The organism is Streptococcus sp. ELY_125, from assembly GCF_058314535.1.
In genome coordinates this window covers 15,403-30,990 of sequence record NZ_JBZFUM010000001.1, presented here as the reverse complement: position 1 = coordinate 30,990, position 15,588 = coordinate 15,403, and the positions used below count along the sequence as shown (strand labels likewise).

The following is a 15,588-nucleotide window of genomic DNA, read 5'->3' as shown; positions in this document are numbered from 1 at the left end:
ATAGAGTAAATGGAAGTTTAAATTGTTTTTAGGCAATTTAAGCAGCCTATTTTTGTTAACAGACCGACAACTTTTTGGTCTTGTTTTGTCATCCTTATTTCTGCTAAGATAAACGGTGTTAAGGGGAATAAAGCTGTGAGAATGAACTAGGCACTTGAAATCTCAGCTATCCTCTAAAAGTTTTAGGATTTAGAAACGTTCTGCCTACAGTTAGAAGGGTCGCTTTTCTAAAATCTTAATCACTTTTTATCCTATTAGATGGAGGAAACGATGTCTTATATTGAAATGAAGCATTCATTTAAGCGTTATCAAACTGGAGAAACAGAAATTATTGCCAATAATGATGTTAGTTTTGAAGTTGAGCAAGGAGAACTAGCTGTTATCTTAGGCGCTTCAGGGGCAGGAAAATCAACAGTTCTGAACATTTTAGGAGGGATGGATACTAACGACGAAGGGCAGGTGATTATTGATGGAATTGATATTACCAACTACAATCAGAAAGAATTGACGGATTATCGCAGAACAGATGTTGGCTTTGTCTTTCAGTTTTATAATTTAGTTCCCAATTTGACGGCTAAAGAAAATGTTGAATTGGCTTCAGAAATCGTGACTGGAGCTAGGGATTCCAAAGAAATGTTAATAGATGTTGGCCTAGGAGATCGGCTTAATAATTTTCCCGCACAGTTATCAGGCGGTGAACAGCAGCGCGTATCGATTGCACGCGCTGTTGCCAAAAACCCAAAAATTTTACTGTGTGACGAGCCAACTGGTGCGCTTGATTATAAGACAGGGAAGCAGGTCTTAAAAATTTTGCAGGATATGTCCCGTAATAAAGGGGCAACCGTTATTATTGTAACTCATAATTCAGCCTTAGCAGCTATTGCGGATCGTGTCATTCATATGCATGATGCCAAGGTCAGTTCAATCGAACAAAATGAGTCTCCTCAAGATATTGATGTACTAGAATACTAAGGAGAGTTTATTGATGGTAAAGAAACATGTATTTTGGAAGAATATAGGTAAATCCTTTAGCACGTCAAAGGGACGCTTCTTATCTATTATGTTATTGCTGATGCTTGGTTCACTAGTCCTTACTGGTTTAAAAGCGACACCTCGGGATATGGAGAAAACAGCTAATCACTATTTAAGTAGTCAGAAGACTATGGATTTATCTGTTATTGCAAGTGCAGGGTTAAGTAGTGCTGATCGCAAGGAATTAGAAAGTATAAAAGGTGTTAGTGTTGAGTACGGCCAAATGAGTGATGCCACTATCAAGAATACCGAATATGCTGTTCGTATTTTTTCAAATAATAGGCGAATTTCCTCTTATAAATTGGTGTCGGGCAGACTTCCCAGACAAGAAAATGAGATTGCCCTATCATCTATTTCAAAAAAAGATTATAAAATAGGTGATAAGATAAGGTTTGCGAAAGACAGAGACGCGCTCCTTAAAAATAATACTTACAAAATTGTTGGTTTTGTAAATTCTTCTGAGATTTGGTCTAAAAAATTTTTGGGTTCTTCAACATCAGGAGATGGTAATCTCCATACTTATGGAGTAGTAGCTCCCAGTGCTTTTAGCAACCGTACTTCTACCATAGCTCGTCTACGTTATCAAAATTTAAGACATCTAAGTCCGTTCTCTGATGACTACAATCGTCAGTTAGTTAAAAATCAAGAGCAGCTGGATAAAATTTTAGCTGATAATGGCCAGCATCGTTTTGAATCAATAAAATCTAAGTTAAAGACTACCATTACTACAGGTCGTAAACAAATTAATGATGCTAAGGCTAAATTGAGGCAAACAGGTGGTAGTACATCGTCTGTTCCGATAGAGACACAAATCGCTTCTCAAGAGGCTCAGCAAAAAATCACCAGAAAAGAATCGGAACTTGCAAAAATCCAGACAGAGCTGAACAACTTAGAAGTTCCTACCTATAAGAGCTATACGCGTTCAACCCTGTCTGGAGGAGAAGGTTATACGACCTATCGTTCATCCAGCAAGACTCTCAACAATATCGGAAATCTATTTCCTCTTGTCTTATATCTAGTAGCCGCCTTAGTAACATTTACGACAATGACTCGATTTGTCAATGAAGAAAGAATTAACTCAGGTGTCTTGAAAGCGCTAGGTTATTCAAATCGTGATATTATCAAAAAATTTGTTAGTTATGGTTTGGTTGCCAGCTTGTTAGGAAGTAGCTTAGGGATTCTTGGGGGACATTATCTGCTTCCTGGTATTGTTGCACGCAACTCAATAACAACGACGATTATCGGCAGGCTTGACGAGAGATTTTATTGGACTTATGCGCTATTAACAATTGCACTAGCTTTCTTAAGTGCTGTATTTCCAGCTTTTTTAGTAGCTAAGAGAGAACTTGGAGAAAAGCCAGCACAGCTTTTGCTTCCTAAACCGCCGGTGAAAGGCTCTAAAATTTTTTTGGAACGACTCAGTTTTATTTGGAAACGATTGAGTTTTACCCAAAAAGTAACAGCTAGAAATATTTTTAGGTACAAGCAGCGTATGCTGATGACAATTTTTGGCGTTGCGGGATCTGTTGCCCTTCTTTTTGCAGGTCTTGGTATCCAGTCCTCCTTAAGTAAAATTGTAGATCATCAGTTCAAACAGATAACATCTTATGATTTACAGGTGATAAGCGGCCGTGAACTGGATAAGAATAAGGATTTACACCATTTTATAAAGTCTGATGCAGTTTCTAGCTACCAAAAAATTTATTCTCGCAATATTGACGAGAAGATTGCAGGACAGAGTGAGAAAAAATCTATTACCATTCTGGCATCTGATCGTGATGATTTTGGTGATTTTATTCATTTAAAGTCTGTTCAATCAGGCAAGTCTGTTTCTCTTTCTAACCAAGGAGCAGTCATATCAGAAAAATTGGCACAATATTATCATGTCAGTAGAGGAGGGACATTCGTTCTTAAAGATAATGGCAAGAAGTACCACATTAAAGTGTCTGCTGTTGTTGATATGAATGTCAATCATTATATCTTTATATCAGATAACTATTACCATAAGGTATTTGGTGAAAAAGCTATTAATAATACAGTTTTGCTCCACTTAAAAGATTCCTCATCAAAAAATGTTTCAAAACAGGCTACAAAAGCATTAGCGATAAATGGTGTGTCGGCTGTCTCTCAAAACATCTCGCTGATCGATCAAGTTAATACAGCTGTTAAAAGTTTGAGAGCTTCAGTGACGGCCCTAGCAGTTATCTCTGCTTTGTTAGCCATTGTTATCCTTTATAATTTGACCAGTATTAATGTTGCTGAGCGTATACGTGAGCTGTCAACGATTAAGGTTCTAGGATTTCACAATAGGGAAGTGACCCTTTATATTTATAGAGAGACGATTGTTCTATCAATCATCGGGATTGGACTAGGTCTTGTCGGTGGCTATTTCTTACACAAGGGTATTATCGCTATCATGAGTCAAGATAATAGATATCCCACAGCTGTAGATTATGATGTTTACCTCCTGCCCATTATAACGATTAGCATCATTTTATTATGCCTAGGCTGGGTTGTTAATCGCCGATTGAGAGATGTTGATATGTTGGAAGCGTTGAAGTCAGTGGATTAATGTAAAAGTAATAAATATGTGTAACAATATCTTGTTATAATCTAATTTGAGTGAAAGGGTGGAATTATATGGAATACAAGGTTATTTCTGGAGTTAATGAAGCGAATATTGAGCTATTTATGAAACTTGAGAAAAAAGTTTATCTAGATGACGATAATCGTATTTTTGATACAAGAGAAGAATTAAATAGTTTCATTAAAAGATATGATAAACTGGATATTAATATTTTTATTATTATAAACGATGATAATGAACCTATCAGTAGAAGTTGTATTGTGATTAACCCTTTATCTAAAAAAGATACAAAAATAGCGATGTTTAGCCATTTTGAAACAATGGATGATGAAGAAGCAGTTAAGTTGTTAATCAAATCTTTATGTACTTGGGCTGAACAACAAGGAGCTATGAAAATTATGGGTCCTATGAGTGATAATGTCGCTTCAACTAGAGGATTGTTATTGGAGGGTACAGGAAAACCGGTATTTTTCATGCCATATAATCCTTTATATTATAATAAGCTTCTTAAGCAAGCCGGATTTAAAATTGCAAAAAAGATGCTTGAATTTATTATAGAAGTAAAGCCTCCATATACGAAAATACGCAAAGCAGCAGAATTTGTGAAGAAAAAGAATCCAGAGATTAAACTACGCCCGCTTAATTTGGATAATTTAGCAAGTGATATAAAAAATATTGCTTCGCTATACAATCGTGCATGGACACAAAACTGGGGATTTCGAGAGATGATTTGGGAAGACTTTTATAATGCAGCTTATCCTTTTAAAGATTTACTAAGGTACTCATCGGTAGTTACCTTAAATGAAAAGTTTATTGGATTTCAAGTCATTGTTCCAGATATTAATGCTTGTTATTCTAATGGGAGATACGATCTTACAAAACTCCCTAATATTGATGTTTATCGTGGTATGTTCTTTGGTGTTGATCCCGATTTCAGAATGAAAGGAATAGATGCACTAATGTATGATAAAGTCTTTAATCAAGATAGTGAAAAAGCTGGCATACGAAAACTTCATTTAGGTTGGGTTCAAGAAGACAACTATAAAATGGCTAGGCAATTGAGGAACATAGGTGGAGAGAGTACTGAATATAAATATTACGCACTATATGAGAAGAGTATTCATGAGTAAATAACAAATATTTAAAATGAAAGGAAAAATTATGAATGAGAGATACTTAAATATTTTAGATGAAGTTCATGATTGGAAATCAAAAGGGTATTATCCGTTTTTTCCAAAAATAAAAGAATATGATCATACAGTAGTCTTTGATAATGGGATGAAATCTATAGCATTTGGAAGTTGTGATTATTTTGGTCTGGCTACTAACCAAGTATTAAAGAATGCAGCAAAGCAAGCCATAGATGATTACGGAACAAATACATATGGCTCCCAAGTTATCTGTGGTTATACCGATTTACATAGAACATTAGAAACAAAAATACTGTCTTATTTGGGATATGCTGATAATGACAGAGAAAGTATACTCTTTCCGTCAGGGCTGCACGCTAATGTTGGGTGTATTTCCACATTACTAGATGAGAAGGATATAGTATTTAGTGATAAATATGCTCATACTTCAATTTATCTTGGTATACAATTAAGCGGTGCTAAAAATGTAGTTTTTAAGCATAATAATATGAAACACTTGGAAAAGAAAATTTCTGAGAAGGACTGCCAAGGTAAGAAATATATTATGGTAGATGGTTTATACAGTGCAGACGGTGATGAAGCACCAATGGATGAAATCGTAAAAATTGCAAAAAAATATCAAGCAAGCATTCTTGTTGACGAAGCACATTCCTTTGGGATCATGGGAGAAAATGGTCGAGGTGTATCTGAAATTTATGATGCTATGGAAGATATTGATTGTTACATTGGAACTATGAGTAAGGGTGTTGGAAGTGTTGGTGGATTTGCTGTATTAAGAAAGACTGATGCAGAAAAAGTTCGACATTTTGCCCCTACTTATACATCATCTAGAGCAAATCCTCCTGCTACGATTGCTGCCTCTATTGCGGGTATTGATTATATCAAGGAATATGGAGATCAACTAAGAGAAAAACTTAAAAAAAATGTATTATTCTTGGTAGAGGAACTAAATAAGATAGGGGTAAATATTCAAGTATCTTCTCATGTTGTTCCAATTATTATTGGAGATAACGATACAACTATGCAAGTAGCGGATTATTTGTTAAAAGGAGGAATTCATACAGGAGTATTTGTATCCCCAGCTGTACCTAGAGGAGCTTCAAGATTACGGATTGGAGTAACTGTATTCCAAACATTAGATGACTGTCGACTTTTGATAGAATTGCTAAAACAAGCTAAAAAACTTTATAATTTTTAACTGTTTATTTATGTTTATATATAGAACAATAAGTATAGAATTTCGTAGAATACTTAGAGGCAACTCTTATAGGATGTGTACCCTTAGAGTTGCTTTTTTATTATAAGACCTTTAGTTTACCTCGCACCTATTCATATTTTGTTCCCTTTTTCTTAAACTCCGTCTGTGAAAATGCTATAATAATCCCATGTCTAACAAACCAACGTCTGCTTATGTGCACATTCCTTTTTGCACACAAATTTGCTATTACTGCGACTTTTCTAAGGTCTTTATTAAGAACCAGCCAGTGGATGATTATCTGGAAAAGCTGATTCAGGAATTCCGTCATTATGATATTCATGAATTGCGGACCCTCTATATCGGCGGCGGGACGCCAACAGCGATCACGGCTGACCAGCTGGCTTATCTCTTGACCAATCTTCAGCAAGAGCTCGATTTGGATAGGTTGGAGGAGTTTACTATCGAGGCCAATCCAGGGGATTTAACACCAGACAAGATAGACGTCCTTAAAGAATCAGCGGTCAATCGGGTTTCCCTCGGTGTACAGACCTTTGATGATAAGGAGCTCAAGCGTATCGGCCGCAGTCACAATGAAGCCCAGATTTATACGACTATTCGTGACCTTAAGGCAGCGGGTTTTGACAATATCTCGATCGATCTGATCTATGCCCTGCCAGGTCAGACCATGGAGCAGGTCAAGACAAACGTGAAGAAGGCCTTGTCATTGGATATTCCCCATATGAGTCTTTATAGTCTGATTTTGGAAAACCATACGGTCTTTATGAACCAGATGCGTCGAGGCCGTCTCAATCTGCCGACCGAAGATTTAGAGACGGATATGTTCCACTACATTATCAATGAATTGGAGAAGAATGGCTTTGAACATTATGAGATTTCTAACTTTTCCAAACCTGGCTATGAGAGTCGTCACAATCTCGTCTACTGGGATAATGTGGAATACTATGGTGTTGGCGCGGGTGCATCGGGCTATTTAAATGGTGTTCGCTACCGCAATCGCGGTCCTATCCAGCACTATCTCAAAGCTATTGCAGCAGAAGGTCATTCACGCTTGCATGAGGAAACTCTAAGCAAGGCTGAGATGATGGAAGAAGAGTTCTTTCTGGGATTGCGTAAGAAATCTGGTCTATCTATCTCTCATTTTGAAGAGAAGTTCCAAGAAAATTTTCAGGAGCGCTACGGCCAGACCGTAGATGGCTTGATTAGAGACGGTCTCTTGCAGGTGACGGGAGATCGCTTGCGCATGACCAAACGAGGCCTCTTTTTAGGAGATACCGTTGCAGAAGCCTTTATACTAGATAATGAATGAGTGAATCTTATGGGAAAAAAATTCAAGGTAAATTATCAAATTCCGTTTTATGAAAGTGATATTAACCATCAGGTTAAGCTGCCCCATTTGCTGTCTTATGCCCTGCAGGTGTCTGGCTTGCAATCCGAAAGCTTGGGCAATACAGATGACTGGCTGCTGGAGCGGTTTAATCTAGTTTGGGTCATTACGGACTACCAGTTAGATATTGAGCGTTTGCCCCGCTACGCTGAGACCATTACTGTGGAGACAGAGGCCGTCGCTTATAATAAGCTCTTTTGCTATCGTAATTTTTACATCTATGGTGAGGATGGACATAAAATTATAGAGATCGCATCAACCTTTGTTCTCATGGACTATGACAGCCGTAAGGTCGTATCCGTCAAAGAAGAGATTGTTGCTCCTTATGAGTCAGAAAAAATCAAAAAGATGATACGCGGTCCTAAATATCAGAGCCTGAAAGATGCCACAGAAACCCTTTTTCATGTGCGCTATTTGGACCTCGACATGAATGGTCATGTCAATAACAGCAAGTATCTGGAGTGGATGTACGAAGCGCTTGATGTAGACTTTCTTAAGAAACATGTTCCTAAAACAGTTGATCTTAAATATGTCAAGGAAATTCACTACGGTAGTGATATTTTGTCGGCTGTTCAGCAGGACGGTCTGACCACTAGACACGAAATCCGTACCAACGACGGTCTGCATGCCCAAGCTGTGATTGAGTGGCGGGAAAAAGACTAGAATGGAAGGGAAAGAGATGACCTACAAAGGCTATTTGATTGATTTAGATGGGACAGTTTATCGCGGTAAGGATCGTATTCCGGCAGGGGAGCGCTTTATCCACCGTTTGCAGGAAAAAAATATCCCCTATATGCTGGTGACTAACAACACTATGCGCACTCCTGAGATGGTGCAGGACATGCTGGCTGACCAGTTTCATGTGGAGACCCCGCTGGAGACCATTTATACAGCGACGCTGGCAACTGTTGATTACATGAATGATATGGCGCGAGGCAAGACAGCCTACGTTATCGGTGAGGTCGGACTCAAGTCAGCCCTTGCAGAGGCTGGTTATACCGAGGACAAGGTTAATCCAGCCTATGTCGTGGTTGGCTTGGATCGTGATCTAACCTATGAAATGCTGGTGACAGCAACTTTAGCGATTCAAAAAGGGGCGCTCTTCATCGGGACCAACCCCGATCTCAATATTCCAACAGAGCGCGGCCAATTGCCGGGAGCGGGCTCTATTCAGGCGCTGTTGGAGGCGGCAACACGCATCAAACCAGTTATTATTGGCAAGCCAGAAGCTATCATTATCAACAAGGCCTTGGAGCGTCTGGGTGTCGCTCGAAACCAAGCGGTCATGGTGGGGGATAACTATATGACGGATATTATGGCTGGAATTAAGAATGATGTTGCGACCCTTTTAGTAACGACAGGTTTTACAAAGCCTGAGGAAGTTCCCACACTGCCGATCCAGCCCAGTCATATTTTAGCCAGTTTAGATGAGTGGGATTTTGATGAAAGATAAGTTATACGCAGGTTTATCTGCTATCTGGCTCATAAGTGCTGCTGTACTTGCGACTATCTACCTGGCATGGGCTGTTTACCCCTTGGAAAATCACTGGTTAAGGCTGGCGCCAACAGTTGATTTGTCCACCCAAGCCCTGTTAAAAAATTTCAATCAGCTTATGGCTTATCTGACCCTGCCTTGGATCGGTCAGCTCAAAATGGCAGACTTTCCTTCTTCTGAGGATGGTTTAGCTCATTTTCGCGACGTTAAACACCTCTTTCATCTTGCTCAAGCAGTCTTTATTCTAGGGTTCTGGCCTGCCTTGCATTTTTTGCGACGACACTGGCAGTCTCAATCTTTCTGGCTGTTTGGCCGTCTTTGGTTGGCTCTGATTGCCCTGCTTCCTATTATCGGGATTTTGGGCTATTTGATAGGCTTTGAAGCTTTTTTCACCCTTTTTCACCAGCTGCTTTTTCCGGGGGCTAACAACTGGCTCTTCAACCCTTATACGGATCCCGTTATTTGGGTGCTGCCAGAGGAGTACTTTCTGCATTGCTTTATCATCTTTTTTGTGATTTATGAAGCTCTGATGATAAGCCTTTGGTTATTAGCGAGGACAAGTTATCAACACTATATTTCAAAGGAAAAAGTGTCCAAGTAAAGCGGTTTAATTAAATAAAGCCATGTGGGATAAGGTTATATTGGCTGCTGCTTTTATGACAGTTTATTTTTAAGTAGAAATAGGATATTGAAGTGTGGCATTGGTACTGAATGAAGAATTATTCCAAACCTTACTTAATTACTGGCTCAAGACGAGCTGGCAAAATTCCCATATGGCAATGCTCCGATAGATGTTACTCAGAATGTCTGGGAAAAGTATGAGCGATGATGTAAATATCGTGGAATTTTCTGAAATTGCTTGTTATAATATAAATAGAATTTGAAACAGGAGATTGGTATGGAAGAAACTTTTTTTATTTTAAAACCGGATGCGGTCAAGCGAGGCTTGGTAGGTGAGGTTTTGCATCGTATTGAACGCCGTGGCTTTCAGTTGACACGCTTGGAGCAGTGTCAGATTGAGCGTACCACTTTAGAAAAACATTATTCAGACTTGGTAGATAAGCCTTTCTTTCCTTCGATTGCTGATTTTATGATGAGTGGCCCTGTTATTATTGGAACACTTGCAGGTGTTGGAGCTGTGCAGGCTTGGCGCGATATGCTGGGGGCGACAGATCCAGCCAAGGCACAGGCAGGTACCATCCGTGGTGACTTTGCTTTAGGGGCAGAGCCGGGGCAATCGATAAAAAATATCGCTCATGGATCGGATTCTCTGGAGTCCGCTCGACGTGAGATTAGTATTTGGTTTGGGGAATAAGTTATTTTCATAGGAAATCTGGAGCAATCAGCTTTAGGTTTTTTTATTTAAGTGCTGCTTAGTCTATTGGCAAAAAGTTACGGATACTCTTTGAAATCTCACGATATACATCTGTATTTGTGCTGCTAGGTCTGTTAACCTTATTAGGTTGTTACCTTGCCAGTGTTAGCCGAAGAAGTCAACTATACTTTGACAGATGAACTAACAAGGCCTTTAGCCAAGTTCCTATAGGATTTAGTGTAGAAAATTCAGCATTAACGGATCCTTCCAAGAATTTGCTTAGTTCTGATGAGTTTTTTAAGTATGAGTCCCCAACAAATCTACTTTGGTTCTCAGCTGATTTTCTGCTATAATAGTACTACTAGAAAACTGATAACAAGGAATTGACATGGACATTCAAGAATTGAAAAAACGTCAAGAGAAAATTAGGAATTTCTCTATTATTGCCCATATTGACCATGGAAAATCTACTCTGGCTGACCGAATCCTAGAGCAGACCGAGACGGTCTCAGACCGTGAAATGCAAGCCCAGCTCTTAGATAGTATGGATTTGGAGCGTGAGCGCGGTATTACTATTAAACTCAATGCTGTCCAGCTCAACTATACTGCCAAGGATGGCGAGACTTACATCTTCCATCTGATCGATACACCGGGACACGTGGACTTCACCTATGAGGTGTCGCGTTCGTTAGCTGCCTGCGAAGGTGCAGTTCTGGTTGTTGATGCAGCTCAAGGGATCGAAGCCCAGACCCTTGCTAATGTCTATCTTGCCTTAGATAATGACCTAGAGATTCTGCCTGTTATTAATAAGATTGACTTACCTGCTGCCGATCCTGAGCGTGTGCGCCAAGAGATCGAAGATGTCATTGGCCTGGATGCCAGCGAAGCGGTTCTGGCTTCCGCCAAAGCAGGCATTGGTATCGAGGAAATTCTTGAGCAGATTGTAGAAAAGGTTCCAGCTCCGACAGGTGATCTTGAAGCTCCATTACAGGCGCTTATCTTTGACTCTGTTTACGATGCCTACCGTGGGGTTATTCTTCAAATCCGGATTGTCAATGGTATGGTTAAACCAGGTGATAAGATCCAGCTCATGAGTAATGGCAAGACCTTTGATGTCACTGAAGTGGGAATTTTTACGCCTAAGGCTGTCGGGCGCGATTACTTAGCGACAGGTGATGTTGGCTATATTGCTGCCTCGATTAAGACCGTAGCAGATACGCGCGTGGGAGATACGATTACCCTTGCGGATAATCCAGCTGCTGAACCCCTCCATGGTTATAAGCAGATGAACCCCATGGTCTTTGCTGGACTTTATCCGATCGAGTCAAATAAATATAATGACCTCCGCGAGGCTCTTGAGAAGCTCCAGCTCAACGATGCTAGTCTCCAGTTTGAACCAGAGACCTCTCAAGCCCTCGGTTTTGGTTTTCGCTGTGGTTTTTTAGGCCTCTTGCATATGGATGTGATTCAAGAACGCTTGGAGCGTGAGTTTAATATCGATCTCATCATGACGGCCCCGTCTGTTGTCTATCATGTGAATACGACGGATGGTGAGCTGATTGAGGTATCAAATCCCTCAGAGTTTCCAGAACCTACCCGGGTCGACACCATCGAAGAACCCTTTGTCAAGGCTCAAATCATGGTTCCTCAAGATTATGTTGGCGCAGTAATGGAGCTGTGTCAGCGCAAGCGTGGGGATTTTGTGACCATGGAATATATTGATGATAACCGTGTCAATGTTATCTATCAAATTCCGTTAGCTGAGATTGTTTTTGATTTCTTTGATAAACTTAAATCATCAACCCGCGGTTATGCCAGCTTTGACTATGAAATATCTGAGTATCGCCAGTCCAAGTTGGTTAAAATGGACATTCTCCTTAATAGTGAGAAGGTTGATGCCCTCAGTTTTATTGTCCACAGTGACTTTGCCTATGAGCGTGGTAAGCTGATTGTTGAGAAGCTCAAAAAGATTATTCCGCGTCAGCAGTTTGAGGTGCCTATTCAGGCTGCTATTGGTCAAAAAATTGTAGCCCGCTCGGATATCAAGGCGCTTCGTAAAAACGTTCTGGCCAAGTGTTACGGTGGTGATGTTTCTCGGAAACGTAAACTCTTAGAAAAACAAAAGGCTGGTAAGAAACGTATGAAAGCCATTGGGTCAGTAGAAGTGCCGCAAGAAGCCTTCCTCAGCGTCCTCAGTATGGATGAAGAAGAGAAAAAATAGATGCAGAAATCTTGCATCAGTTCTTATTGTGTTTATCTGCTATAAAAAGAAAGTAAGATGGTGTTAACTTTACAAGAAAGTTTCCCCTCTTGCTTTTTATTTTTCGAATAAATAATTGTGAAGTTAGTTGATTGTTTCTATCTATAACTTGAAAACCATCTCATCAGATTAGGTTGGGGATCATGAGATTTTTAAAGAGTATCAATAGAGGAAATTCAGCCAGGCAGGGACTCCTTTAGCTAATGAAATCTGGACTATGAGTGTTATAGGAGAGGAAAGCAGCTGTTTCCTTGAAGAGTGGGTCTCCTTTTTCAGTAATCTTTAGGAGGTCTTGGACTAACTTCCAAAAGCCTTGAAAGTTCTATCTATTGTGGATATTGGTCGATTATGGTAAACTAACTTCATTAATCAAATTAAAAAGGAATTAGGAAGAATGCGAAAACGAATGTATAAAGCCAAAAAGCATTGGGTGATTGCCAGTGCTGCGGCCTTAACAGTATTAGGAACAAGCACAGTAGTCGCTGCAGAGGAAAGTCAGGCAGCGACTGCTGGTGAGCCAGCAGAGGTAGCTGTTGAGCAGGCAGCCTTGCCAGCTGACACTAGCTCGCAAGGGCAGGAGTCAGAGCAGGCACCTAATGACACTCATCAAAATGAGGAAACTGTACAGGAAACAGAGCCAGTAAGTGCTGGTGTTTATTCACAGATTTCTTCAAAAGCAGTGACAAGCAGTGAGTCTACGTCGGATACAGCCCTTGATTCGGAGAATTACCAGTCGACTGAGGTTGAATCTGAGCTTCAAAGTAATCAGGAACAAGCACTATCTGCTGTAAGAAGCGCTCCGATCCCTGATTCGAATACCGCTCTTCATCGGGCTAGTGTTGCGGCAACAGTAGCCAGAACTTCTAATACTGCTCAGCCTCAAGCCCCTACCGAAACGACTAGCGTTTCGGTTTCAGGCCGGACAATGACCATTCGTTATAACAAAACCAAGGTGGCTGATGAATCTGTTAACTTTGCGGTTTGGTCAGATGAGCGTGATCAGGATGATCTGGTTTGGTACCGCGCGGATGCTCAGGGAGCGGCCTATATTGATTTAACTAAGCACAAGTCTTATGGTACTTACCACATTCATACCTACTCTAATATTAAGGGACGCGACATCGGACGTGATGGAAGAACTGCTGATGTTTCTCCTTCTAAGGTAACGACCAAGATTGAAGAGACATCAAAGGGGAATTACACAGTAACGATTGGTAATGTCAGCAGTGATATTACAGCTATCCGAGTACCGGTCTGGTCTCAGAAAAATGATCAGGATGATATTATTTGGTATCAAGCTACCCAGAAAGATCCTACTACCTACACGGTGTCTTTTAGAACAGCAGATCATCATAATGATTTGGGTCACTATAACATTCATGTTTATGGCCAAAGTGCCATTACAGGCAGTTTGGTTGGTCTATCTGCGACTTCAGGCGTGGATTATAAGGTGACTGCTGAGGCACCTAAGGCCGAAGCGCGCCATAACATAAAAGCTAGTCTGGGCTCAGCAGGTATTGAACTGGGAATTTCTTCTAATACATTGACTGATCTGGGCAGTGTTCGCTATGCTGTTTGGTCCGAACAAGGCGGTCAGGATGATTTAAAATGGTACAGTGCCGATCGTGATGGGAAGGTAGCTGCCCCTTACAGTAATCACAGTGGTTACGGAACTTATAATATCCACACTTATGCCCTTCAAAATGGCCAAATGGTCGGCCTTAATGCTCAAACTATCACTATTGCTCAGCCTAGTGCTAATGCTAAAGCTAATAAGGTAAACGACACAAGCTATGCTATTCAAATCACGGATGTTCCTCGGTATATCACTGCTGTGAAAGTCCCTGTCTGGACTAATAAAAACGATCAAGATGATCTTATCTGGTATGATGCCGCTAAAAATGCCGATGGTAGCTATACGGCTACTGTTCAGTTGAAAAATCACAATTATGAAACAGGAAGCTACACTGCTCATATCTATGGTGTTAGTGCTCTGGCAGATAGCAGTATGACAGGACTTGGCTCAACAACCTTTAATGTGGATAAAACAATTGTACCGACTAACGCAGACCTAGCTGTTAAAAACCATGATGAAGCAGGTGGTACTTTACAGGTAGTGTTAAATGATACAGCAACTTCTAAGCAGGCTAGCAAGCTTGCCGTTGCAGTTTGGTCTCAGGATAACCAAGCCAACCTTCATTGGTATGAAGCAGGGGTGGCTAACGGTTCAGCGACTGTTTATGTTGATGAGAAGCTTCATGGGTATATCAAGGGCAATTATACGGTCCATGCTTATGTGACTTATCGTGATGGCAGTCAAAGCGGTCATGATTTAGGAAAATACAGCCTCCAAAAGGAGCAGTCAGTTGGTTACTTTGTTGATGTCAGCAGCCACAACGGTGATATTTCTGTAGCTGATTATCAATCTCTGAAAAACCAAGGCATTACGGGTGTAGTTGTTAAATTGACAGAAGGTACCAGCTACATTAACCCTTATGCTGCTCGCCAAATTGCTAATGCCCGCGCAGCTGGAATGAAAGTATCTGTTTACCACTTTGCCCGCTACACTAATGCTGATGAAGCCAGGGCAGAGGCAGCTTATTTTGTTAATGTGGCCAAATCTTATGGATTATCATCAAATACGGTCATGGTTAACGATATGGAAAGCAGTGAAATGCTTAATAATATCAATGCTAATACGGCTGCTTGGACGGCAGCTATGCAGGGAATGGGCTACAATAACTTAGTTTACTACACCATGGCTAGCTGGCTGGATACGCGCGGCGGCAGTCTCAATACCTCGCAGCTGGGGATGCAAAATATGTGGATTGCCCACTATGTCAATGGCTATACCTACCTGCCTCAAAACACAGCCCAAGAATACAGTCTCTACTCTGATGCAGCAGCATGGCAGTATACCAGTGTTTCGCGCAAGCTGGCAGGAAATCTTGATGAAAATATCGATTATATCCGCCGTTTCAGCTAAGAGTTAAGTCACAGACATTTTTGACTATAAGTTTAAAGAAGGCAACTGCCTTCTTTTTTGCTAGGGGACAAAGATAGTGCTTGTGCGCAGTATTATAGGTTTTTATCTGTGTCTAAGGCCAGCTTATATATTTAGTTTAAGGCGTTTTATGAATCCAAT

The 15,588-nt window shown here is 40.5% G+C and carries 11 protein-coding genes; all 11 read left to right on the top strand.

Features of this window, described 5'->3' with window-relative positions; all coding sequences use genetic code 11:
* Positions 1-270: 270 nt before the first annotated feature.
* The 11 genes from AC4HAL_RS00140 (at position 271) to AC4HAL_RS00090 (ending at position 15,429) form a co-directional block, all read left to right on the top strand.
* Entirely contained in the window at positions 271-972 is a 702-nt protein-coding gene (locus AC4HAL_RS00140; RefSeq protein ID WP_491092398.1) for an ABC transporter ATP-binding protein, read from the top strand.
* A gap of 13 nt (positions 973-985) precedes the next feature.
* Positions 986-3,604, top strand: coding sequence for an ABC transporter permease (locus AC4HAL_RS00135; RefSeq protein WP_491092397.1), 2,619 nt, complete (start codon positions 986-988; stop codon positions 3,602-3,604).
* Between the two features lie 68 nt (positions 3,605-3,672).
* Entirely contained in the window at positions 3,673-4,749 is a 1,077-nt protein-coding gene (locus AC4HAL_RS00130; protein WP_491092396.1) for a hypothetical protein, read from the top strand.
* 16 nt (positions 4,750-4,765) lie between these two features.
* On the top strand, positions 4,766-5,968 hold the full coding sequence (locus AC4HAL_RS00125; RefSeq protein ID WP_491092395.1) for an aminotransferase class I/II-fold pyridoxal phosphate-dependent enzyme: 1,203 nt from the start codon (positions 4,766-4,768) through the stop codon (positions 5,966-5,968).
* A gap of 187 nt (positions 5,969-6,155) precedes the next feature.
* Positions 6,156-7,295: a radical SAM family heme chaperone HemW gene (gene hemW / locus AC4HAL_RS00120; RefSeq protein WP_491092394.1), complete on the top strand. Its 1,140-nt coding sequence runs from the start codon at positions 6,156-6,158 to the stop codon at positions 7,293-7,295.
* A 9-nt stretch (positions 7,296-7,304) separates the two neighbouring features.
* A complete protein-coding gene (locus AC4HAL_RS00115; protein WP_491092393.1) occupies positions 7,305-8,036 on the top strand; it encodes an acyl-ACP thioesterase domain-containing protein in 732 nt (243 codons plus the stop codon).
* A 16-nt stretch (positions 8,037-8,052) separates the two neighbouring features.
* A complete protein-coding gene (locus tag AC4HAL_RS00110; protein WP_491092392.1) occupies positions 8,053-8,826 on the top strand; it encodes a TIGR01457 family HAD-type hydrolase in 774 nt (257 codons plus the stop codon).
* Positions 8,816-9,469: a TIGR01906 family membrane protein gene (locus AC4HAL_RS00105; protein WP_491092391.1), complete on the top strand. Its 654-nt coding sequence runs from the start codon at positions 8,816-8,818 to the stop codon at positions 9,467-9,469. Before AC4HAL_RS00110 ends, AC4HAL_RS00105 begins: the two co-directional genes overlap by 11 nt.
* Before the next feature lie 297 nt (positions 9,470-9,766).
* Complete coding sequence (ndk, locus tag AC4HAL_RS00100) at positions 9,767-10,183, top strand: nucleoside-diphosphate kinase (protein ID WP_491092390.1); 417 nt, start codon at positions 9,767-9,769, stop codon at positions 10,181-10,183.
* A 388-nt stretch (positions 10,184-10,571) separates the two neighbouring features.
* A complete protein-coding gene (lepA, locus tag AC4HAL_RS00095) occupies positions 10,572-12,404 on the top strand; it encodes a translation elongation factor 4 (protein ID WP_491092389.1) in 1,833 nt (610 codons plus the stop codon).
* A gap of 433 nt (positions 12,405-12,837) precedes the next feature.
* Complete coding sequence (locus AC4HAL_RS00090) at positions 12,838-15,429, top strand: GBS Bsp-like repeat-containing protein (RefSeq protein WP_491092388.1); 2,592 nt, start codon at positions 12,838-12,840, stop codon at positions 15,427-15,429.
* Positions 15,430-15,588 lie beyond the last annotated feature (159 nt).